Origin of the sequence: Planctopirus limnophila DSM 3776 (assembly GCF_000092105.1) — a bacterium.
GTDB lineage: Bacteria > Planctomycetota > Planctomycetia > Planctomycetales > Planctomycetaceae > Planctopirus > Planctopirus limnophila.
This window is the reverse complement of the sequence record NC_014148.1, coordinates 3,715,051-3,735,284: the sequence shown is the minus strand read 5'-3', so window position 1 is coordinate 3,735,284 and position 20,234 is coordinate 3,715,051. Positions and strand designations below refer to the sequence as shown.

The 20,234-nt window shown below is 54.4% G+C and carries 14 protein-coding genes; 6 read left to right on the top strand and 8 right to left on the bottom strand.

Features of this window, described 5'->3' with window-relative positions; translation table 11 throughout:
• Window positions 1-43: 43 nt before the first annotated feature.
• Window positions 44-652: an HAD family hydrolase gene (locus PLIM_RS14805; protein WP_013111137.1), complete on the top strand. Its 609-nt coding sequence runs from the start codon at window positions 44-46 to the stop codon at window positions 650-652.
• A 181-nt stretch (window positions 653-833) separates the two neighbouring features.
• On the opposite strand, the gene PLIM_RS14800 is transcribed toward PLIM_RS14805, so the two are convergent.
• From PLIM_RS14800 to PLIM_RS14770, 6 genes are all read right to left on the bottom strand, one after another.
• On the bottom strand, window positions 834-2,036 hold the full coding sequence (locus tag PLIM_RS14800) for a class I SAM-dependent methyltransferase (protein WP_013111136.1): 1,203 nt from the start codon (window positions 2,034-2,036) through the stop codon (window positions 834-836).
• 118 nt (window positions 2,037-2,154) lie between these two features.
• Window positions 2,155-4,458, bottom strand: a complete 2,304-nt coding sequence (locus PLIM_RS14795; protein ID WP_013111135.1) for a tetratricopeptide repeat protein — start codon at window positions 4,456-4,458, stop codon at window positions 2,155-2,157.
• 1,436 nt (window positions 4,459-5,894) lie between these two features.
• Complete coding sequence (gene mgtE / locus PLIM_RS14785) at window positions 5,895-7,250, bottom strand: magnesium transporter (RefSeq protein WP_013111132.1); 1,356 nt, start codon at window positions 7,248-7,250, stop codon at window positions 5,895-5,897.
• 270 nt (window positions 7,251-7,520) lie between these two features.
• Window positions 7,521-8,063 carry a 30S ribosomal protein S9 gene (rpsI, locus tag PLIM_RS14780; RefSeq protein ID WP_013111131.1) on the bottom strand — a complete coding sequence of 181 codons (543 nt, stop codon included), beginning with the start codon at window positions 8,061-8,063 and terminating at the stop codon, window positions 7,521-7,523.
• A gap of 101 nt (window positions 8,064-8,164) precedes the next feature.
• Window positions 8,165-8,704, bottom strand: coding sequence for a 50S ribosomal protein L13 (gene rplM / locus PLIM_RS14775; RefSeq protein ID WP_052301593.1), 540 nt, complete (start codon window positions 8,702-8,704; stop codon window positions 8,165-8,167).
• 337 nt (window positions 8,705-9,041) lie between these two features.
• Window positions 9,042-9,773 carry a response regulator gene (locus PLIM_RS14770; protein WP_148227132.1) on the bottom strand — a complete coding sequence of 244 codons (732 nt, stop codon included), beginning with the start codon at window positions 9,771-9,773 and terminating at the stop codon, window positions 9,042-9,044.
• Window positions 9,774-10,678: 905 nt separating this feature from the next.
• Between PLIM_RS14770 and PLIM_RS14760 the strand changes: the two genes are divergently transcribed.
• The 5 genes from PLIM_RS14760 to PLIM_RS14740 all read left to right on the top strand — a co-directional run bounded on the left by PLIM_RS14760 (window position 10,679) and on the right by PLIM_RS14740 (window position 18,137).
• Window positions 10,679-11,194 (top strand): chemotaxis protein CheX, encoded by a 516-nt coding sequence (locus PLIM_RS14760; protein ID WP_013111128.1) that lies wholly within the window; start codon window positions 10,679-10,681, stop codon window positions 11,192-11,194.
• Window positions 11,195-11,356: 162 nt separating this feature from the next.
• Window positions 11,357-11,722, top strand: a complete 366-nt coding sequence (locus PLIM_RS14755) for a response regulator (RefSeq protein WP_013111127.1) — start codon at window positions 11,357-11,359, stop codon at window positions 11,720-11,722.
• A gap of 156 nt (window positions 11,723-11,878) precedes the next feature.
• On the top strand, window positions 11,879-13,831 hold the full coding sequence (locus PLIM_RS14750) for a sensor domain-containing diguanylate cyclase (RefSeq protein WP_013111126.1): 1,953 nt from the start codon (window positions 11,879-11,881) through the stop codon (window positions 13,829-13,831).
• A 431-nt stretch (window positions 13,832-14,262) separates the two neighbouring features.
• Window positions 14,263-15,273 carry a 3-keto-disaccharide hydrolase gene (locus tag PLIM_RS23035; RefSeq protein ID WP_052301592.1) on the top strand — a complete coding sequence of 337 codons (1,011 nt, stop codon included), beginning with the start codon at window positions 14,263-14,265 and terminating at the stop codon, window positions 15,271-15,273.
• Window positions 15,274-15,554: 281 nt separating this feature from the next.
• Complete coding sequence (locus PLIM_RS14740; RefSeq protein ID WP_041401853.1) at window positions 15,555-18,137, top strand: tetratricopeptide repeat protein; 2,583 nt, start codon at window positions 15,555-15,557, stop codon at window positions 18,135-18,137.
• A 344-nt stretch (window positions 18,138-18,481) separates the two neighbouring features.
• On the opposite strand, the gene PLIM_RS14730 is transcribed toward PLIM_RS14740, so the two are convergent.
• Window positions 18,482-18,970, bottom strand: coding sequence for a hypothetical protein (locus tag PLIM_RS14730; protein WP_013111122.1), 489 nt, complete (start codon window positions 18,968-18,970; stop codon window positions 18,482-18,484).
• 128 nt (window positions 18,971-19,098) lie between these two features.
• Entirely contained in the window at window positions 19,099-20,136 is a 1,038-nt protein-coding gene (locus PLIM_RS14725; protein WP_196349457.1) for an ABC transporter substrate-binding protein, read from the bottom strand.
• Between the last annotated feature and the right edge of the window lie 98 nt (window positions 20,137-20,234).

Sequence of the window (20,234 nt, the reverse complement as noted above, 5' to 3'; positions counted from 1 at the left end):
TAGAGTAGCCACACCAGACACACTTCAGAGGAAGGAACCTCTTTTGATCAGAACCTGCCTGTTCGACATGGGGAACGTACTCGTCTTCTTCTCGCACGAACGGATGTGCCGGCAGATCGGTGCCCTCTGCGGCTGGAATCGGGACGAATGCCGCCGACAACTCATGGATTCGGGATTGCAGTGGAATTACGAGCGCGGCCTCCTCACCTGCGAACAAATGCGAGACGCATTGAGTGAACTTTCGGGCCGCAATATTTCATTGGCTGCACTCGATCGCGCGACGGCTGATATCTTTATCGAGAACACCAGCATGCTGCCGATCCTCGCGCGCCTCAAAGCCAATGGCCTGCGGTTGGTTCTCCTCTCGAACACCAGCGTTTCGCACGTCCGTTACGTCGAAAAACACTTTGATGTCCTCAATGAGTTCGACGAGCGAGTCCTTTCCTGCGAAGTGGGTGCCATCAAACCCGAAGCCAGGATCTATGAAGCGGCTCTCGAGGCCATTCATTGCGACCCTGCAGAGTGCTTTTACACGGACGACATTGCTTCCTACGTTGAAAAAGGCCGCGAGTTCGGCCTCGATGCCGAAATCTTCACCCAAACCGCCGTCCTGAAGGAACACCTCCACGACCGCCAGATCACCGGCTTCTAGCGAATTTCAAGGTGCATATCGTATTGGTGGCATTCGTAGGCCAGGCTTCCGCCTGCCGACTATTCTACTTCCTATTGACATGTAGGGTGCATGAAGACAAGTAGGGTGCATGGAGTCTTCGGAATGCACCAGCATTTATTTACATAGATATTGAGGCTCAATGGGTGCATTGGCATGCACCCTACTTGGCGGACACTTGCTGCTCATCCCAGCGATCAAGCCAGGTTGTCGTAATGCCGCAAAGCTCTTTTAGTGCCTGAGATCTCTCTTTCGCCAGCCGGATTGATTCCCGGCTTGGCTTCGCCACACGCACCGCTCGAATCGCCAGGTTCTTCGGCGTATGCTCCAGCTCGATAAACTCGATCACCTGCACCTGATAGCCCTGCTGTTCGAGCCATAGCGCGCGCAGGGCATCCGTCACATCGGCAGCAAACCGCTCTGCTAAAATGCCGTGCTTCCACAGGCCCGAAAGGGATTCCCCACGGATTTGGGGTCTGAGTTCATGCTGGCAGCACGGCACAGCGACAATCACCTGAGCCTCTCTCAACACTGCTGCCGCCAAGGCTTCATCAGTCGCTGTATCACAGGCATGGAGCGAAACCGCCAGATCAATCTTTCCTTCAATCGGTAGATCGACAATCTGACCGACACGAAAATCAAGCCCGGTCAACTGCAATTCATCGGCGATGGCCGTGCAGGTGGCGATGACATCGGGCCGCTGATCCAGCCCTGTCATCTCGACACTTCGCTGTTCCACAACGGTCAAGTAATGGTGCAGAGCGAACGTCAGATAGCTTTTGCCACAGCCATAATCGACCACTCGCAATGAACCAGGTTTCTGCAACGTTCCTTTCAGATCGCGGATCAATTCCAGATAGCGGTTGATCTGCCGGAACTTATGATACATTGGCGCCTTCACTCGCCCATCAGCTGACATGATCCCCGCTTTTGCGAGAAAAGGGCAGGGCTCATTCGGCGGAATGATATAGTTCTTCTCGCGGTTATGAGCCTCAGGCTCACTGCCCAGCGACTGGCTCTTGGCCCGATGCATCTGAAAATGGCCACGTCCTTTATAGCGGGCACAGATTTCTGCTTCGCTGGTAAACAGGCGGGCATCACCCAGAAGCGTTCCCAGAATCGAAGGGACTCGTTGAATCAGTTGATCTGCCGAGAGATTCTGGTGCAGTTCACGCGGGCCCACACGTTCGACCCATTGATAGTGAATCTCCTCCTGAATCAGCACGGGCCGAACAGTCACCTTGGTAGGGACCTGCTCATTGTTCGAAAGCGGCCTGCTCAGGATCAACTTCTGATACGTTTTTTCCCGCAGGCTGGCGGAAACTTCTTTGAGAAAGGGTTTCAGCGAATCAGGAACTTTCGACATCCGGGGCTTTCGCAACACATTGAGCAGGAAATCACTGTCTACAGATCCGACAGTTTAGCTGCGACGTGTGCGAGAAGGTACCCACACTCCCCAGGTAAGATTCTTCCCACTCAATGGCTTACGGGAGAACGACGCTTTCAGGATGCTCGTGAAACTCTTTCAGCGCGGCGGCTGACTGAAAGAAATAGAGCTTTCCCTCGTACCAACTGGCATAAGCCAGGTTCCCGCGGCTTGCAGGCGGGCTCGTTGGGGTTGGCAATTCATCGGGTTTGCCGGCTGAAGAACTTTCCTTCGAGAGTACCAGATCCTGCCCCGCTTTGACCGGCAGATATCTCGAAGGATCGCTCTGGAAGAGCTTTAACGCCTCGGCACTGCTGCACAGAATTCGCTGTCCATCGCTTTCGCAGGCAAACTCCGGTCGGCCATCCACCAGCTCGCGTGCCTCCCGCAAGGCCACCGGGCAGTAGCCACAGAACAGATCCTGCTGCTGACGCCCTAAAATCTGCTGACGACGCGAATCAAACCACTCGACATCCACAGCACGAATCTGCTGTTTTACTTGTGGCTGAAGCTTGGATGACTCCGGGAAAGGGGCTGGCCCTGCAGCCAGCTCTGCTGCAACATCACTCACATCGGTAGAACTCTTTTCCACGCTCTCGGGCACTTTGACAGGAAAAGTCTGGGTCGATTCTGGCTGTGTCTCTAACCGCTCTGGCAATGCTTCCGCTGGGGCTGGCACGGGAAGATTCGAAGGTGCTGCAGCGTCCTGGCTTTGCCCGCGAATGACAAAAATGGGTGCATCCCCAGGATCTTCCGTTTCGACCTCGACCGCATCCATCGGGAACGTGCGCGGAGCATGAATCTGATTGATTGTCACATCCTGTGGACTGACTCGCGACACGATTGTCGTCATCAGCGAGGATTCCGAGACGATTCGCTGTTCTGTACGAGCAGGAAGACGCTCCTCATCTCCGGCTTGGGTATGTGCAGCTCTCGTGATGACGGCCGCTGGCAATGGTGCCGGAGTCTCGCTCACAGTTGACGCAACCGATTTTGGATCTGTTGCCGGTATACGATCTGCCAGAAGCTGCGGTGCTGGAATTTGCTGTGCAGGTGGCTGAACAATTGGTGCAGTTGAACTCTGCAAGACGCCTGAAGCGGGCATCACCGCAGGTTGAATAATCGGCAGCAGACTCTCGACCGGAGTCGATAGCGGGCGTGACTTCACAATCGAAATCGTCCCCTGAGCTACCGCGGGAACAGCAGGTCTCGTCGCGATCTGACTCACTTGAGGAGGAGGCACAACTTCCATCGCTCGCGGCTGGTTACCAATCGCCAGTCGATGCCCCAGTGGAACCACTGCTGGAGCGACTGCGGCTGGTGGATTCGACAACGATGGGCTAGAGGAGGGAGCACTGTCTGCAGTTGCTAAAGGTTTGGCCATCGAAGGCGAAGGGGGTAATTCGTCCACCAGGTAGGCAGCGGCTTTCACTGCGGGATCAGCCAATGGTGATGATGTTGAGCTCACCTGAGCAGAAGCTGCCGCGGTAGCTGCCTCTTTGGGTTCAGTCGGAAAATCCAGAGCTTTCTTACTGGCTGAAGCCTCTGGGGAGACGGCTTCTGGAATCCCACCTGTCGTCGCAGCCAATGTTTGAGAAGTCTTTTTCGCACGAGCCACCTGGGCCTGATCACGAGCCGATTTCGCAGCCGCTGGATCTTTCCTCAACTCATGAATCTGGGCCATAAACTCCAGAGAGGTCGCTTCGTCGTGGCATTTTTTGAACAAACCAAGTGCTTCATCCGCATGGCCTTGCACCCCGCGAATGAGAGCGAGGTTATTGATATAGCGAGATTCATCGGGATGTTGCTTCATCGCTTCGCGCACATGCTTTTCGGCCTGCTCGTAACTCCCTTGCCGGAACAGGCAATAGCCGGCATCACTCCAGATATCCGCATTGTCAGGAGCCAGCTTGAGTGCTTCCTGATAGTGGCTCCAGGCGGTCGGAAAATCATCAAGTTGAGTGGTGACGACCGCGAGACGATGCCAGGCCAGCACATGACCGGGTTCTGCCTGACAAACCTTGGCATACAGGTCTTGTGCTTCTTTGAGTCGGCCACCAATTTCAGCCTGAGCCGCCTGCTCCAGCCAGAGTGCGGAATCGTTGACGGGCTTGGCACTGGGTTTGGCAGTTTTCGTGGGACGCTTCGTGAGGCGAGATAAGAGGCCTGCGTTCGACTTTGATGGGGAAGCGTTGGCACCGTGCGAAGCTTTCGCGGCGGAAACGGTCTGAGTCTTCGGCGACAATTCTCCCCGCCATCTCGCCAGAGGAGATTGTATCCCCTGATGAGCACAGCCGATCCAGGAGACGGTAAGCGCCAGCCCTGTGATTCCCAGCGCCAGTTTTCGTGCTATGCGCTTCATTGCCAATTCCTTGCGGCCCACCGCTCTCCACGCGACTGCGCGGAATAATTTTCGTGACTATTGACCATCCTCTTTATCGGCGTGTGCCGAGCTGGCGAATGACGAGGGTTCTTACCAATTCTCCTGATGGGGATGACTTTTCCGAAAAAACAGACTCTCCGGCGGGCCTTCTGGCAACTCCTGCCGAAAAACAGCTCGTCTCACAGCGCGAGTTTCCGATCTGTGATGCAGATCGAGAAAATGAAGTGAACGACCACGTGAATGATCGACTGAACGAAAGCTCGGTGAATCCACTTTCCCACCACGGTTTTGCTGAACTAGGTCGTCGGCGCAGCCACGACGACAAGCCTCCTCCGTGTGCATTTCTCCGTGTGCCACTGCTGGCTCGCCAGCAGTGCTCCTCCCATCATTCCCTCCGCATCACACCTCATCGATCTCCCCACCCCACAAAAACCTCCTCCCTGATTCTCTTCCTTATCCTTCGTGCTCTTCGTGACCTTCGTGGTACCCTCGCATCTTCTCCGTTGCAGCTTGCCTTGCATTTCGTGCCATGCTTGCAGCTCTGGGCAAGCATGCTCTTCCAACCCCCAACCCCCAAACACCAACTCCCAACCACCAAAAAAAAACAACCCCCAACGACTCTCACAAGTCGTCAGGGGTCATCCGTATTCCAGCCTCAATCACAGCCCATCCTGGACAGCCACGACCAACGAAGTCACCTTCGCCCGTCATGACTGCCAGCTAGCCCGATTTCTCAATCGTCTTATGTTCAAGCTTCATTCGCTGTCGATTTTTCCGAATGCAGCTCGCGACTATTTTCGTTCAGTGCATCACAAAGTCTGTTCGTCACTGACTCAGTTCCCTACTGACCGTAGCACTCGAATTCGAGGGGAAGTACCCACAAGCAGTACTCCCACCATTGACACCTTGAGGTGTCAATCGCACAGGATGGGCTCTGATCGAGCCACGGGAGAAGCTTCGGTCCGGAATCACAGGCGGGAAGATCCCACCTGCAAGGTGCACCCTGATGAAGCCTCTCTACCCAATCCCGCTCTGTTGCGCGGACATGCCCAACAAATATGCATTTTGTAAACATAGAAGCGCTCTGTGTGCCATGCTTGCGGCTCTGAGCAAGCATGTTTTCGCCACCAACACAGCGATGTTATTCCCTGAGAGACAATCAGTTCAAAGCCACCTCTGGAACCCTCGCCCACGTCTTCGTGGGAAAGGGCAGGGTGAGGGTCTTCTCCATCGATCTTCAACAGTCACCAACGCTTCCGCCGGAGCGCCAATCGTCTGCTCTTTGGCCAGAGATGAAGAGCATGTTGCGATGAATCAGCTCGTTAATGCCCCACCCAATACATCACGGCTCGCCCCTATCCCAACCTTCTCCCGTCAGAACGGGAGAAGTAGCAAAAACCCTCGCCCCCTGGAGCTTACAACAGCATTTCAAGGATGAGGATTGCAGTGCTGAAGTAGATGACGACACCCAGAATATCACTCAACGAAGAGATCAGCGGGTTGGACATTAATGCCGGATCCATCCCCAGGCGATCAAAGATCAGCGGGAGTGCCGAACCGAGCAACGTTCCCATCGTCACCACCAGTCCAATGGTACCGGCAACGACCATCGCTTCTTGCAGATTGCGGCCAAAGAGAAACATCACTGCCAGAAAACTGAAGGCCGACATCGCACTGGCCAGCAGAAAACCGGTCATTAATTCATGACTGGCAATACGCATTTTCTGTCGGGTGGCTGATCGATCCACGGTAATTGCCCGAATCACGAGAGTGGCCGATTGCGAACCTGTATTACCACCACTGGCCAGCACCAGGGGCAAAAACCAGCTCAGCCAGTCATGTCGACTGCTCACCCCTTCAAAACCTTCATTCACTTTGGCTGTGATAAACCCCACAGCAGCCAGCAGCAACAGCCAGACCCCACGCTTCTTCGCCATCGTGACGACTGGCGTCTCGAGATAGTCGTTCTCGAGTGGTTCGATAGCCGATTGAAGATAAGCATCCTCATTGGCTTCTTCCTGCACCAGATCGAGCACATCGTCGTGGGTAATAATGCCCACCAGCCGGGTCTCTTCATCGACGACCGGAATGGCAATCAGGTCAAACAGAGCCAGTTGGCGAGCCACTTCTTCCGCATCATCACTCACCTTGACAGCCACCACATCCCGACGCATCAGATCGGCCAGTCGCAGGCCCGGCCTCGCCAGAATCAGCTGTCGTAACGTAATCACACCATGCAACGCACGATTGGAATCCGTGATGTATATATAGTAAATCGTCTCACTATCCGGTGCCTGCTGCCGCAGACGATCCAGCGCTTCCCGGACAGTAATATCTTCAGGTAACGACGCATACTCCGTCGTCATAATCGCACCGGCACAATCCTCCGGATAGCTGAGCATCTTGCGAATTTCTTCGCGTTCCGCCTTGGCAACCAAAGGGAGAAGACTCTCGACATGGTCTTCATCCATGCGCCCCAGCAGATCGACACGGTCATCGGCCGACATCACTTCAATCAGCTTGGAAAGATGCTCGCGCTCGACATTATCGACGAGTTCCAATTGCTGTGGCGGATCGATAAACGCAAAAATCTCGGCTTGCCGCTCCACATCACAGGCCTTGAGCACACGCCAGACGTCGGTCGGCACCAGCCCGTGCAACACTTCGGCTGCCACAGCCGGATAAAGTGCCAGGCAAAACTCATGCAGTCCGTACTGATCGTCTTCCATGAGCATCAGTCGCAGATCAGGCTGCAGGAGTTCGCTGAACATGATCGACCTCCTCTTCTGCTCGACGTGTTCTTGCTTTCTTCTGCGCACCGAACATTCACTGTCAGGTCATTCAGATCCCACAGATGGACGACTTCACCAGCTGGAATCGACTGTCAGTACCGAGTTCGATAGTCGCATATCACCTTAACATGTGGGACCATCATCCAGAACAGCGACAGATTGAAAGAAAAAGCCCTGGCGATCAAAGATCTTCCAGGGCTGCAAATTTCTCTCTTCAAAGAGGCAAAACCAAGCTTCGAAATTCCCCGATTAACGCTTCGAGAACTGGAAGCTGCGGCGTGCCTTCTTGAATCCGTACTTCTTACGTTCAACCATGCGGCTGTCTCGTGTCAGGTAGCCACCATCAGCGAGTGTTTGATGCAGGTTCGGGAACATCACGTCGAGAGCACGGGCAATACCCAGAATCACAGCACCCGTCTGACCGGTCGAACCACCACCTTCAGCACGCACCCAGATGTCAACCTGGCCGTACTTTTCGCAGGCACGAAGAGGAGCTTCAATCTTCAGGCGGTCACGTTCAATAGGGAAGTAATTTTCAAAGGTTCTGTCGTTAATCGTAATCGAACCCGAGCCCGGCTTCAGACGAACACGGGCAACCGATGTCTTGCGACGACCAGTCCCCATCGCCACGCCAAACCGGTCGATACGACCACGACGGTGAACAACCTTCTCTTCCTGAACTTCAGCAACAGGAGCAACCACTTCGCTTCCGAGCGTCAGTTCAGAGCCAGTGGTGACACCGGCAGGTGAGGCGGGAGCAGTAGGATCGGCAAGTGTGATTTCGTCTGACATATCAGAAACGTTCTCAAAAATTTCGAGATCAGAAATGGTAACTTGTGCGATTCGTCAAGGCGACCAGCAGCATGAACCGCCTCATCACCTGGCGATTCGATTTACGAGACAACCTTGGATGGCATCAGGTGAGCTGGGAAAGCCTCTGGCTTCTGAGCTTGATGAGGATGAACATCCCCCTCAACAAGCTTGAGCTTGTCGAGCATGTGACGTCCCAGTGCAGTCTTGGGAAGCATGCGCTTAACGGCCAGTCGCAGAATCTCTTCAGGCTTCTTCTCCCAGAGGTTAATCGCTGGAATGTTTCGCAAACCCGAAGGCCAACCTGTGACCCACCAGTATTTCTTCTTGGCCATCTTGGTGGTGAAGGCCGGGTGTTCAGGATGCACCATTCCACCACCCGTAAACTGCACCTTACCAGCATTCAGGACAATCACATAATCGCCGGTATCCACATGGGGTGTGTACTCAGGCTTGTGCTTGCCCATCAATACTGTCGCAATCTGGGTTGCCAGACGCCCGACAATTTGACCTTCCGCATCCACGACAAACCACTTAGGGGCTACGTCAGCGGGCTTGACAAATGATGTCCGGTCGGGAGCAGACTTGATAGCCGTCGTCACAACTCTTATCCTCAACTGCATTTACGCAAATAACTTCGAATACCACGACAAACTTCATACACCCAGTGAGGGGTTAGATATTCCGTCGCTTCTTCGCGGAACTCTATAAGGTAACGACGGCAATGAGATTCATCAACTGAGCGGGAAGAAATGACACCCGAGAAGTTTTTCGCTCCCGGATCACTGATCACCCCAACGCTTTCACACCATTCTCAGCCGCCGGAAAAAGTGAAACTCCCGATCCATTTCGTTTTCACGAAATCGTGGGAGTCTCTGATTGAGCGATGAAACTCAACGTAACAGTCAGTCTGGGTGTTGGCCAGAATTCCCTCAAGTGGAAAGAACCCCGGCAGTTATCTTAAGGCTTCGTCAATCCTTCGCGAATGGCAAACCGCGCCAGTTCCACCCGGTCATGAATTCCCAACTTGTGCATAATTCTGTATTTATGGCTGTCCACTGATTTTTGTGAAAGATGCATCAGGCGGGCAATCTCTTTCACGCTGGCGCCATTCGCCAGATGCCGCAGAACTTCCAACTGACGCCCCGTCAAGCCTGTCAGCGGCGTATCTGCCGGGAGTGAAAACCGGCGGGAAACAGGATCCTGTGCCAGCCTCTGCCGGATCTCCGGAGAAAAGCTCATCTCACCATCAATCGCCCGAAGAATTGCCTGGCGGATAGCGCTGACTGGCTCTCCCTTGAGCAGATACCCAAAGCATCCAGGCTTCAGGGCCCTCGATAGAAGCACATCACTCGCGTAACCAGAAAGGTATATCACGCGAACGCTATGTGCTTTTGTGCGCAAGGTTTCGGCCACATCGAAGACGCTTCGACCCGGCAGCTCCACATCCATGACCACGACATCAGGCTGTATCTGTGCAATTTCCAGCAGCGCCTGTTCAGTGTTGGTCGCTTTTCCGACGACTTCAAACTGACTGTCAGCCGTCAGATAAGCTGAAAGACAATCGAGAATCATCTGATGATCATCAACCAGATAGACACGCACCAGACGATTCCCCACTCGATGGGGCCTGACGGAAGTTCGGGTTTCCTGCTTATCTGTGACATCCTTCAGGGCTGTCTCTGTGACCATCCCTAGGGATTCAGCATGATCTGTCACCGCTTGGACGCCAGTGACTGTTGAGGAAGCAGAATGACTCGTCGTCGGAAACGAAATACCCGGGAAAGACAGCGGTGTGTGAGGCAACATCACCATAATAAAGTCTCGCGATAGTTAGACATGTGGCCCGTCATGATTCCCTGGCTGGCTGCGAGATGGTTAGCCCCGCCCAGGAAACTATTTCAAACATTTGCACGACCGCATTGAGCATGCGGCAGACAAAACTCCTCTTGAAGTGGCAGTGAACAATCAGCATTGCCCACTTTCAGAAAACCATCTCACACCCTCGACTCAATCCATCAGAAGCAAGTGGGTAATGATCATTTCCAAGCTTGTTAAGCAATTGTGTTCACTGCAGGTAGAAACACTTATGAATGGAGGCTCATTCACAAAACTTCAGTTCGCGGCGAAAGCAACATCGCCGCTAATCTATCAACTTCTGCATAAGTTCCAGTCGATATTTTCGCTCCCATAGAAAAATGAGGCTAACACCTCATGCCATGGGGAGATTGACGAACACTCATCGTATTTTCACCACATGTGCAGCGCCCGAGATGTCACTGTTACATCCTCTCCAACAGGCGGCTTTCGAGCACTTCCTCTGACCAAAAAGCCTGGAACTGAAAATCACGCGCTGCCTGCCAACCTTTGACTGCGCTAGGCAACTCGAGTGGTTCGAAACCCCCTCTCGACGAGGCAAAACCCGTCTGGCCTCAGTGATAAACCTCGTTACCTCTTTGGCGTGCTTCAGAAAAACTCCTCGTTCTCTCGCAAAAAAACGATCCATCGTTGCATTTTTGCAGCACCTCCAAATTCCTGAACTAAGTTTGCTCTGTCGTACCTGTCGGGGCCAGGCCCCATCTACGAGGAGACTTTGCATGTCTGCAGTCGTCACTGCTTCCGCCACATCCCGTATGACTGCCGAATACGTCAATCCTGTGATTGCCGCCACGCGCACCGTTTTCTCGACGATGCTCAATGCGACAGCCACACGCACCGGTCTCTCACTCCGGTCAGACCCGTCAGAAGTCAGCCAACCTTCCAGTGGTGTCAGTGCTGTCATTGGCCTGTCTGGTCAGGCAGCAGGAACTCTGGTGCTCAATCTCACCAGTTCCACAGCCATCGAAATTCTACACCGTCTCGTCGGAGCAGAAGTCACTCAAGTCAACGCCGAAGTCTGCGATGCCGTCGGTGAAGTCACTAACATGATCGCCGGCCACGCCAAAGCCCAACTCGCCAAGTATTCGTTACTGATCAGCATTCCGAATGTTGTCTCAGGCGATGACCATACTGTTCATTTTCCGTCCAACGTCATCCCGATGGTTCTCTCATTCGATTCCGATCTGGGGCCATTCACCATCGAAGTTGGTTTCTCAAATCTTCCCGTAAAGTAAACCATGAATTCAGCAGGCGACACTCAACCTGCCAGCTAATCATCAACGCCATTGACACCATGTGACCATCAGTAGACGTAACCATCGATTGAGGTTCTGCCTCGACGAGATTCAAGCACCAGACAATTTGCCCGTTAAACAGACTCCTCTAAGGATCATCTGATGAAAGTTTTGCTCGTTGACGACTCAGGCACCATGCGGACCATCCAGAAGCGCTGCCTCAATAAGCTCAATGTAAACGACATTGTCGAAGCCGAAGACGGTGTGCAGGCCCTGGCCGCCTTCGAGGCGCACACCTTCGACATCGTGCTCAGCGACTGGAACATGCCCAATATGGATGGTCTCACTCTTCTGAAAGAGATCCGCCAGCGAAACACGACGATCCCGATCATCATGATCACCACCGAAGCCGAACGCGCTCGTGTGGTGCTCGCCATTCAAGCCGGTGTTTCCGATTACCTCGTCAAGCCGTTCACTCCGGATGGCCTGCGCGACAAACTCGAACGCTGGGTTGGTTGCCACGTCTAACTCGAATGATTTTGCCAGGCGAGGAGACTTCCCGCCGCATGTTAGCTCCTCTTCAAATGATCTTTACGATCTGCCAGATTCGTTTCCTGATCAATCATCAGGATCTGCCACTGGCGGGCTTTCAATTCCGGTTCTCGATTTGCCACAGGTCCCAACATGATTCCCGTTGAACGTATCTGGAATTCTGCTCAACTCCCCACTCTCCCGGCTGTCGCTGTCCGATTGCTCGAAATCGTGCGTGATCCAGAGTCAGAAATTCGAGATGTCGTCGAAACCATCAAACTCGATCCCGCCATCAGTGCCAAACTGGTTAAAGCCGCCAATGCCAGCTATTTCGGTGTGCGTAGCGAAGTCAAAGCCATGGATCGCGCTGTTTCCATCCTGGGAACAACCGTCGCCACCTCTTTAGCACTCAGCTTCTCTCTCACAGATGAATCTCTCCAGACTGGCCCCAAAGCCGAACATTATCGCAACTTCTGGGTTCACTCCGTCGTTCAGGCTGCCACTGCCGAACTGATTGGCCAGAAACTTGAACCCGCACAACGCGGAGAATACTTCCTCACCGGCCTGCTGCTCGAACTGGGCCGGCTCGCCATGCTCAAAACTATTCCCAACGAGTACATTCCTGTTCTGGAAGAAGCCAAACTTCCCGGAACGACTCTATCGCAACTCGAAGAAGCTCGTCTGGGGTTCACACACGTCCAGATCGCTCAGCAGATGATGACACTCTGGAAGCTGCCCGAAGGCATTATCCATGCAGCTGCCTTTCATCATGCTCCCCTCGAAAAAGTCCTCGAACTGGGCACCGATCCCAACGCCCGGCTGCTGAACGCCATGGCGTTCAGTGCCGCCGCCGCCGATTATTTCTGCACGGCCAATAAAGGTCTCGCACTCCACAGCCTCCGCGAAATCTCCAGCCATTGCCTGGAGATGACAGAAGACGACCTGGTTGTCTTCCTCAGTAACATTGAAGAACGCTGCCGACAGGCCGCCGAACTCTTCAACGTCAGTCTCTCTCATCTGCAAAACTCTGCCGACCTGATGATTCAGGCCAACGAACAACTCGTACAACTCGCTTTGCGTGAACATGTCGCCAGCACCCAGGCCTCCATCCGGCAGCATGTCGCCGAGCAGGAGAAGCGCGAACTCGAAACGCGTAATCGCGAATTGCAGCAGCAGGCGCTGCATGATCCGCTCACCGGCGTCCATAACCGCAAATTCTTCGATGAAGTTCTCCTTCGAGAAGTTCATCGCTGTGTGCGGGCTGCCCAGCCGCTGGCTGTCATCTTTATCGATGTCGATCATTTCAAGAACGTGAACGATACTTTTGGTCACCAGTTTGGTGATCAGGTTCTCAAGCGTGTGGCCCAGATCTTCTCCGAAACCGTTCGCGTCGCCGATACACTCGCTCGCTTTGGTGGCGAAGAATTTGTTGTCCTGGTCAGCCAGCCTTCCGAAAAAGGTGTCGAACGACTGGCCGAGCGTATTCGCGAGAACGTCGAAAAAGAGGCGTTCCGCTTCGGCTCCACACCTGTCAAAATCACAGTCAGTGTGGGTGCTGCCATTGCCATTCCTCGTCGAGGCGAAACCGGTATTGGTGACCGCCTGATTGCCGTTGCCGATGAATGTCTCTACGAAGCCAAACGCAATGGACGCAATCGCACGATTCTTCGTCACGTCATGGATGAACGCGACCGCCAGCTCCAGCAACTCATTACTCAGACACGTTTCAGCCGCTGGCTCGTCCAGCAGAGATTGCTCGATGTCCCGTCGATCTCTCGTGTCCTGCTCGATTGCCAGACTCCACATGTCCAGTGCGGCGAACTTGCCGTGCGGATGGGCTATCTTGACATTGCCGAACTGCACAGCATTCTCAAACATCAGGAAGTTACGGGCGATCGGTTCTGTGCCGTCGCTGTGAGACTCGGCTTGATGACCGCGACAGAAACCGTCTTCGTACTGGCGACGCAGCAGGAAGATCCACGAACGGTCATGGGTGCTCTGGTTCGCACGGGCCTCTTATCACCCGACGTCGCTTCTGGTGCTCTGGAAGACTACACACGTATGATCGCCCCACCTGCTAAACACCGGGTGATGGCCTTCGCGTGAATCTCGCCGTATACCACTATGAACTCTTCGTGTGCCACTACGAGTTCATAGCGTGCCACTTCTGGCTGATTGGTTGCTACTGCCGGTTTATCGCCTGCTATTGCCGGTTCATCGGGTGCCACTGCTGGCTTGCCAGCAGTGCTCCTCACGCAAGTCCCCAGCGTCAAACCACGTTACTGTCCCCCCAGCCCACCAACACTTCCAACCTTCTCTTCGCGCCTTCGCGCGACCCACCTTCAATCATCCCCCAGCGACCGCCACACTTTTGAGCAGCATACCGACCCTCACTTCTGCTATGATCCGAGAGCTCTCAAAAGAACCAGCCATTATTCGGATCAGTCGCCATGCGTAACCTGTGGATCGGTTCAACAACCAACAGTTCGAATCTGACTTTCGCGCATTTCCCCATAACGAAGGTTTTCCAGCACCACATGGCAGCCTGGGTACTCATTGCCACTTTGTTGCCGACGCCAGGCTGTCAGCCCATGGCCCCTTTGCCCTCAGGGAAAGCGACCAACGTGGAAGCAACGACGACAGCGGATGCCGTCTCCACTTCGACACTATCCAACCCGTCCTCCACAGCTCCTGATGTCGGATTAACAGACCAATCCGCACCAGCCAGTGAGATGAAACCTTCACCCACAACTCCAGCGAACGACCAGTCGCCATCGCTGGGAGCATCCGCAACTTCTCCCGCTCCCGCAGCTTCTTCGACGACTCCCGCAGAACCGACCACGCCTCCCGCTGTGCCTGATCTCGTCGGTGACGATGCCACTGCCCAACCCGAACCATCTCCCGAAGAGGCTCTGCTCAACGAAACCACCTGCGATGAAAAACCCGCCCCGCCAGCCAACGCAAAAGCTCCTCCATTAACCGCTCTCTTCGATGGAAAAACTCTCAAAAACTGGAAGTCCACAGAGTTCGGCGGCGAAGGAGAAGTCTCCGTCGCTGATGGAAAACTGATGCTGGGTGTCGGTTCACCACTCACTGGCGTTACCTGGCATGGCCCCAAACTCCCCACCTCCAACTACGAAATTCAGATCGAAGCCATGCGAGTCGATGGCAGCGACTTCTTCTGCGGCCTCACGTTCCCCGTCAAAGAAGATCCCTGCAGCCTCATTATTGGAGGTTGGGGCGGCGGCCTCGTCGGCCTCTCCAGCATCGACGGCATGGATGCTTCCGAGAACCAGACCGGCACTCACCGCTCGTTCGAAAACAATAAATGGTACGCGATCAAACTGCGCGTCACCGATGACAACATCGTCGTCTGGATCGATGGCGAACAGGTCATTGAACAGCCTCTCAAAGATGTCAAACTCTCCATTCGCATCGAAGTCGCCCCCTCCAAACCTCTCGGCGTCTGCTCGTTTACATCCACAGCCGCCATTCGCAAACTCGAACTCAAAGAGCTCGAAAAAGCCAAACCCGCCACCGCTCCCTAAGTTCTCGATCACAACCTTTGCGCCACTCCTTCAACGGGTGGCACGCCCCTGGAGCCCCAAAAATCAAAACAGTGCGGAAGGGCGTGGTCTTTACCGGGGTGGTTGGGGTCGGATGTCCTCATCCGCCCCCAGTTCCAAGGTGACGTCAGCACAAATGCATCCGCGATTTGTTTTCCTGACTCGAGAGCATGTTCGCTATGAGTGATGAGTGTCATAAACCCCGGGTACATATGAGGACATTTGACCCAAAAACTGTGTCATGCTTGCAGCTTTGGGCAAGCATGTTTCTTCACACTTCAACGCGACTTTTTCAGCTTCGATTCGTATCACAATTGCGAATCGCTTTGATCACTGGCCTTGTTCTATCTTCCGTAGGGCTCAGTGCTCTGCCACTTGATGCCGACGATGCCGACGTTCGCTATTTCGCAGGATTGAGAGAGCGTCGCCTCTTCTCCACGGCTGAAGAAGTCTTACTCAGACGCCTGGAGCAGAAGCGCCAGGGAGTTGAATCCGAAAGCCGCACGACCATCGAGTTGGCTCAGACATTCGTGGCACACGCCCAATGGGTCTTGAATCCCGAACGTGATGAACTGCTCGAGCGTGCCCGCCGCCTGCTGGATGATCAGATCCGCAAACAGCCCACACCCGCCATGCAATTGTTGCTCAATGCCGAGCTGGCCTTCATCGTCGCGACCAAAGCTGAGTTAACTGATGCCGATGCACGGGCCGCTTCCCGAGATGACAGCAGTTCCTCCCAGACCCGCGAGCAATTGCATACTGCGGCCGGCGCCTTACGAGAAGCTCGCGAACGTCTGCAACCACTCTTCAAATCACGACAACCGAACCCTGAACAGACCGGTGATCGAAATGCCGCACCCTCACTGGCCGAGCTCCGACAAATCGACAGCCTGTTGACGATTCGCCAGGCGCAGATGTATCTGGCAGCCTCTTCTCTGGCTGACCCGAAACGATCCGAACGGATCGATGACTTGCTCGAAGCCGAGAGTCTGGCGCGTCAACTTTCGACGCAAAACACCTCGGAAGTTCTCCAGTGGGAAGGGCGACTGATTCTCGCCAAAGCGGTGTTGCTTCGCGGCGAAACCACACGGGCCATGGCTATGTTCACTGCTTTAAAGCCCGCCCCCTCTCCCTTTCACGAGCAGCAGCGTACCTCGGGTCTGATGGAGTTGGCCTTACTTCAAAAGAATTACGACCAGGCGTTGGAACTCTTCCGTCAACTCAAAGCTTCCAACAACAATCCTTCTGGCCCCATCTGGCAACTCCAGATCGAAGCGCTGGTTGGTGCCCGCGATCTCGCTGCATCACAAGGCCAGACCATGCTGGCTGATGAACTTCAAGCCGAGATCCAACTTTCCTTGACGCGTATCCGCGAGCAGTTGGGAACCGTCTGGTGGGATCGTGCCGACCGCTGGTTGCATCAGGCCGATATCATCAAGGAACTCGGGCCCGAACTCGCTCAGGCCACACAACAGGCCCGGTCAGCCTATCTCGACGGACGAAAAGCCGAAGCACTCGCCCAATATCAACAGGCTTTTGAAACCTCGATCTCTCAAAAGCGGCTCAATGCAGCCGCTGAACTTGGCTTTATTGCTGGCTCGATCGCTGTCGAACTCCAGGACTACTCTCTGGCAGCGACCCTGCTCGAACAAGTTGCCGGCATGGAAAAGTCGAACAAGTACACCAGTCAGGCAGCCATCTTATGGGCCTGGGCATTAGGACAAATTGCCCGCACAGAACCCACACCCGCACATCAAGCTGCCGCTCAGACAGCACTCCTCCAGAATGCCAAACAGTTCTCTGGTCAGCCCGCCGGCGACGAAGCCCTCAAATCCTTAGCGTTACTCGCCATCGAACAACAGAACTGGACAGCAGCGAAAAACTGGCTCAGGCAGATCGCTCCCACCAGTCCTCTTTCGACCACAGCCAGACTCGCGCTTCTCGATCTCTTCGAGAAACACCAATTGGATCTGGCTCCAAAAGATCCAGCCCAGGCCGCACAAGTCTGGAACGAGGTGCAGCAACTCGTCAAAGATCGTCCCGTTCAACAACCCCTTCCTGAGGGCGAAATTGAACTCCTTGTCAGAGCTGCCTGGCTCGCTGTCCGGCAATCACCACCCGCCATTGCCAATGCCGAAGAGTTTCTGCATCTTGCCGATGAAGAACTCACCCGGCTCAATCACGAACCTACCACTCAAAAGTTTCAGGCCCTACAAACACAGGCCCGCATTCTCCTCATCGCCAGTGGCCCGGATGTCCTTGCTGCAGAAAAACTGCTCACTCCGGCAAACCTTCCGTCATCAACAATCGCAGCCGCAGTTCTCGATAGTCTTCTTCAACTCATGGCGACACCCGATCTCACCCGCCAGCGACAATTGCAGGTGCTCATCCAAAAGGCAGCCGAACGACTCGAATCCTTCTCCAAAGACTGGACTCCTGAGGAATCTGGACGAGCCGGTCTGCTGTTAACCCGTGCCTGGAAGGTCTGCAGCGATTCCAAACGATCGAGCCAGTGGGCTCTGTTAACGATTCCACAGGTGGCAGATCGTCCAGCCGAACGACGAGAACTGCTGCAAGCCATCGGCACCACGCTCGATCCAGCCCAGTTAGCTCAAGTCGTCAAGGGATTGCAGGCCGCCGAAGCCAGGCTCGATAAAGGTTCTGCCGCATTTCTCGCACTTCGTATCGATACTGTGCAATTGCTTGTCGCCGCCAATGATCGCACCGTGGCACGAAAACTCCTGACGGCCACACAGCTCATCTACAGACAACAGATCAAGCAGGCCCCCGCAGAGATCCAGGAGAGCCTGCAAAAACTCGTCCGGGAACTCGCCACCGATAAGTGAATCTCGCTCACCAACTCACCTCTCTCTCCTTCTCCCGTTCTGACGGGAGAAGGCTTGGATGAGGGCGAACCCGAACGTATTCGGCCATCAATCAACACTCGACTTCACCGCTGTATGTTCTGATATGGATTCCAGGATTTAATCGCGCTCTTTGGCATGGGGTGGCTGGGGTTGAGCGTCTTCGCGAACCCCCAGTTCGTGCCGAAAATCGGTGGGGGGGCGAAGACTCAACCCCAGCCACCCGCCGCGCAGTTGTTTATCGCAATCCGTATTCCTCCTTCTCCCGTTCTGACGGGAGAAGGCTGGGATGGGGGCGAACTCGAACGTAATTGGCGATCAATCGCTCAGGAGGCCGCCGGCTTGTCCTGAACCACTTCCAGCTTATGCTCGGCCACGTTGTATTCGTACTTCCAGCCGCCCGGCAGCACAGGCAATCGAATGCCATTCTTCTTGATGATCTGCTCCATGAACTCTTCGTACGTCGCAGGGTACTTGCCATTCTCCGCTTCATAGAGCCGAAGTGCCTGATCGATCTGAGCAATCACCACTCGCTCCACCATCGGCCGATACGCTTCCAGTGGCCCGGTGACCGGATTGGTCACATTCAGCTTCTGATCGCTGACTTCTTTCTTCTCTTCGGGCTTAAACTCACCAATATCCTGCGTGGTTTTCCCGATGATCGAGTTTGGCGATTTCTGCATGGGCTCCGTAAAGCCAGGGCCACATGCAGAAAGACTGAATATTCCGCCACATATCAGAGCACGCACAGGCATGGCCTTGTCGAACCGAATGGGGCCATCAGTCAGTATGTTGAACGAGAAAAAATAGCTCATAGTCCCGCGACTCCAGCAGTTCGCCGTGTTGATCCGAAAGTTCACATCAGAAGATCGTCTCGCATGATGATACACGGCTTTGTGCCACTCCATCATCGAAAATTCAGTGAACAATATCTCCAGCTCAACTATTTCTCAGGCTTGGTCGCCGCTTCAAAAAACTGCGTCGTATACGCCTTCTCAGGAGCTGACTGACTTGCTTCCAGTGCTCCCATCTCGACCAGTTGCTGGGATAGCTTTGTCCACTCGGCGGGATCCATCTTCCCCAACTGGCCGGCTGGCAGACGGGCCGGCTCACACAGTGGCTTCAAAGTCTCTACACCAAAGTCGAGAATATCCATCCCCATCTCTTTATTCAGCGAATTGATGTAAGTATTCGTCCCATGCGGATCATCCAGATATTTGCGCCATCCCTTGAGTGAAGCCCGCACCACCTTCTGCACCAGCTCCGGATTCTTCTCAATCAACTCGCGGCTGGTAATCAGCAGGCTGGTATAAGGATTAAAGCCGAGATCCGACACCATCAGATTGACCGGATTGGCATTCTGTTTTCTGGCATTGAAAGGCTCACTGAAGTTGTACGCCTGTGTGCCAAAATCCTTCTCCGTCAAAAATGGCACCAGACTGCCTCCATAAGGCACAACGGTCACCTTTGAAAGATCCAGCTTCTTCTGCAGATACATCGCAAACGGCTGACCAGGATTCATCGCCAGCGTGAACTTCGGCTTGGCAGCCAGTTCATCGAACGTCTTAATCCCGGATTCCGCCTGCACCATGATGCAGCGAGGGCTATCCTGCAGCGGAGCCAGCACCGCGACTGCATCCGCCTCCTGAGCTCTCACCAGCAGCAGTTTATCGGCATTATCCACACCAAACTGCGTCTGGCCCGCAGCCACATACTGCACCACAGGAATATCTGGCCCGCCCGGCTTGATCGTGACCGCCAGCCCTTCCTCTTCAAAATAGCCATTCACGAGAGCCGCATAGAAACCGCCATGCTCGGCTTCAGGAAACCAGTTCAAAGTAATTTCTACGGGTGTCAAGGTCTTGCCGTCAGCTGTTTTGACAGCTCCTTCTCCTGCCTGATTCGCAGGATTCATCGGGCAACCCGCGAGCAATAAAGCACAACACAGCATCCACCCCAGCACCAGCCGCGAAGACATCATTGGCAATCTCCCTCTCCAGCAATTCTCAGCCGAACAGTTCCCCGTCCGATAATTCATTCTCATGCTCCTGTGCGCCGAGACCAATGCACAGGCATTCT

Excerpts from the sequence above, each read along its gene's own strand:
- PLIM_RS14800 (WP_013111136.1), bottom strand. The coding sequence starts at position 2,036 with ATGTCGAAAGTTCCTGATTCGCTGAAACCCTTTCTCAAAGAAGTTTCC.
- PLIM_RS14795 (WP_013111135.1), bottom strand. The coding sequence starts at position 4,458 with ATGAAGCGCATAGCACGAAAACTGGCGCTGGGAATCACAGGGCTGGCG.
- mgtE (WP_013111132.1), bottom strand. The coding sequence starts at position 7,250 with ATGTTCAGCGAACTCCTGCAGCCTGATCTGCGACTGATGCTCATGGAA.
- rpsI (WP_013111131.1), bottom strand. The coding sequence starts at position 8,063 with ATGTCAGACGAAATCACACTTGCCGATCCTACTGCTCCCGCCTCACCT.
- rplM (WP_052301593.1), bottom strand. The coding sequence starts at position 8,704 with ATGCAGTTGAGGATAAGAGTTGTGACGACGGCTATCAAGTCTGCTCCC.
- PLIM_RS14770 (WP_148227132.1), bottom strand. The coding sequence starts at position 9,773 with ATGGTCACAGAGACAGCCCTGAAGGATGTCACAGATAAGCAGGAAACC.
- PLIM_RS14760 (WP_013111128.1), top strand. The coding sequence starts at position 10,679 with ATGTCTGCAGTCGTCACTGCTTCCGCCACATCCCGTATGACTGCCGAA.
- PLIM_RS14755 (WP_013111127.1), top strand. The coding sequence starts at position 11,357 with ATGAAAGTTTTGCTCGTTGACGACTCAGGCACCATGCGGACCATCCAG.
- PLIM_RS14750 (WP_013111126.1), top strand. The coding sequence starts at position 11,879 with ATGATTCCCGTTGAACGTATCTGGAATTCTGCTCAACTCCCCACTCTC.
- PLIM_RS23035 (WP_052301592.1), top strand. The coding sequence starts at position 14,263 with ATGGCAGCCTGGGTACTCATTGCCACTTTGTTGCCGACGCCAGGCTGT.
- PLIM_RS14740 (WP_041401853.1), top strand. The coding sequence starts at position 15,555 with ATGTTTCTTCACACTTCAACGCGACTTTTTCAGCTTCGATTCGTATCA.
- PLIM_RS14730 (WP_013111122.1), bottom strand. The coding sequence starts at position 18,970 with ATGAGCTATTTTTTCTCGTTCAACATACTGACTGATGGCCCCATTCGG.
- PLIM_RS14725 (WP_196349457.1), bottom strand. The coding sequence starts at position 20,136 with ATGATGTCTTCGCGGCTGGTGCTGGGGTGGATGCTGTGTTGTGCTTTA.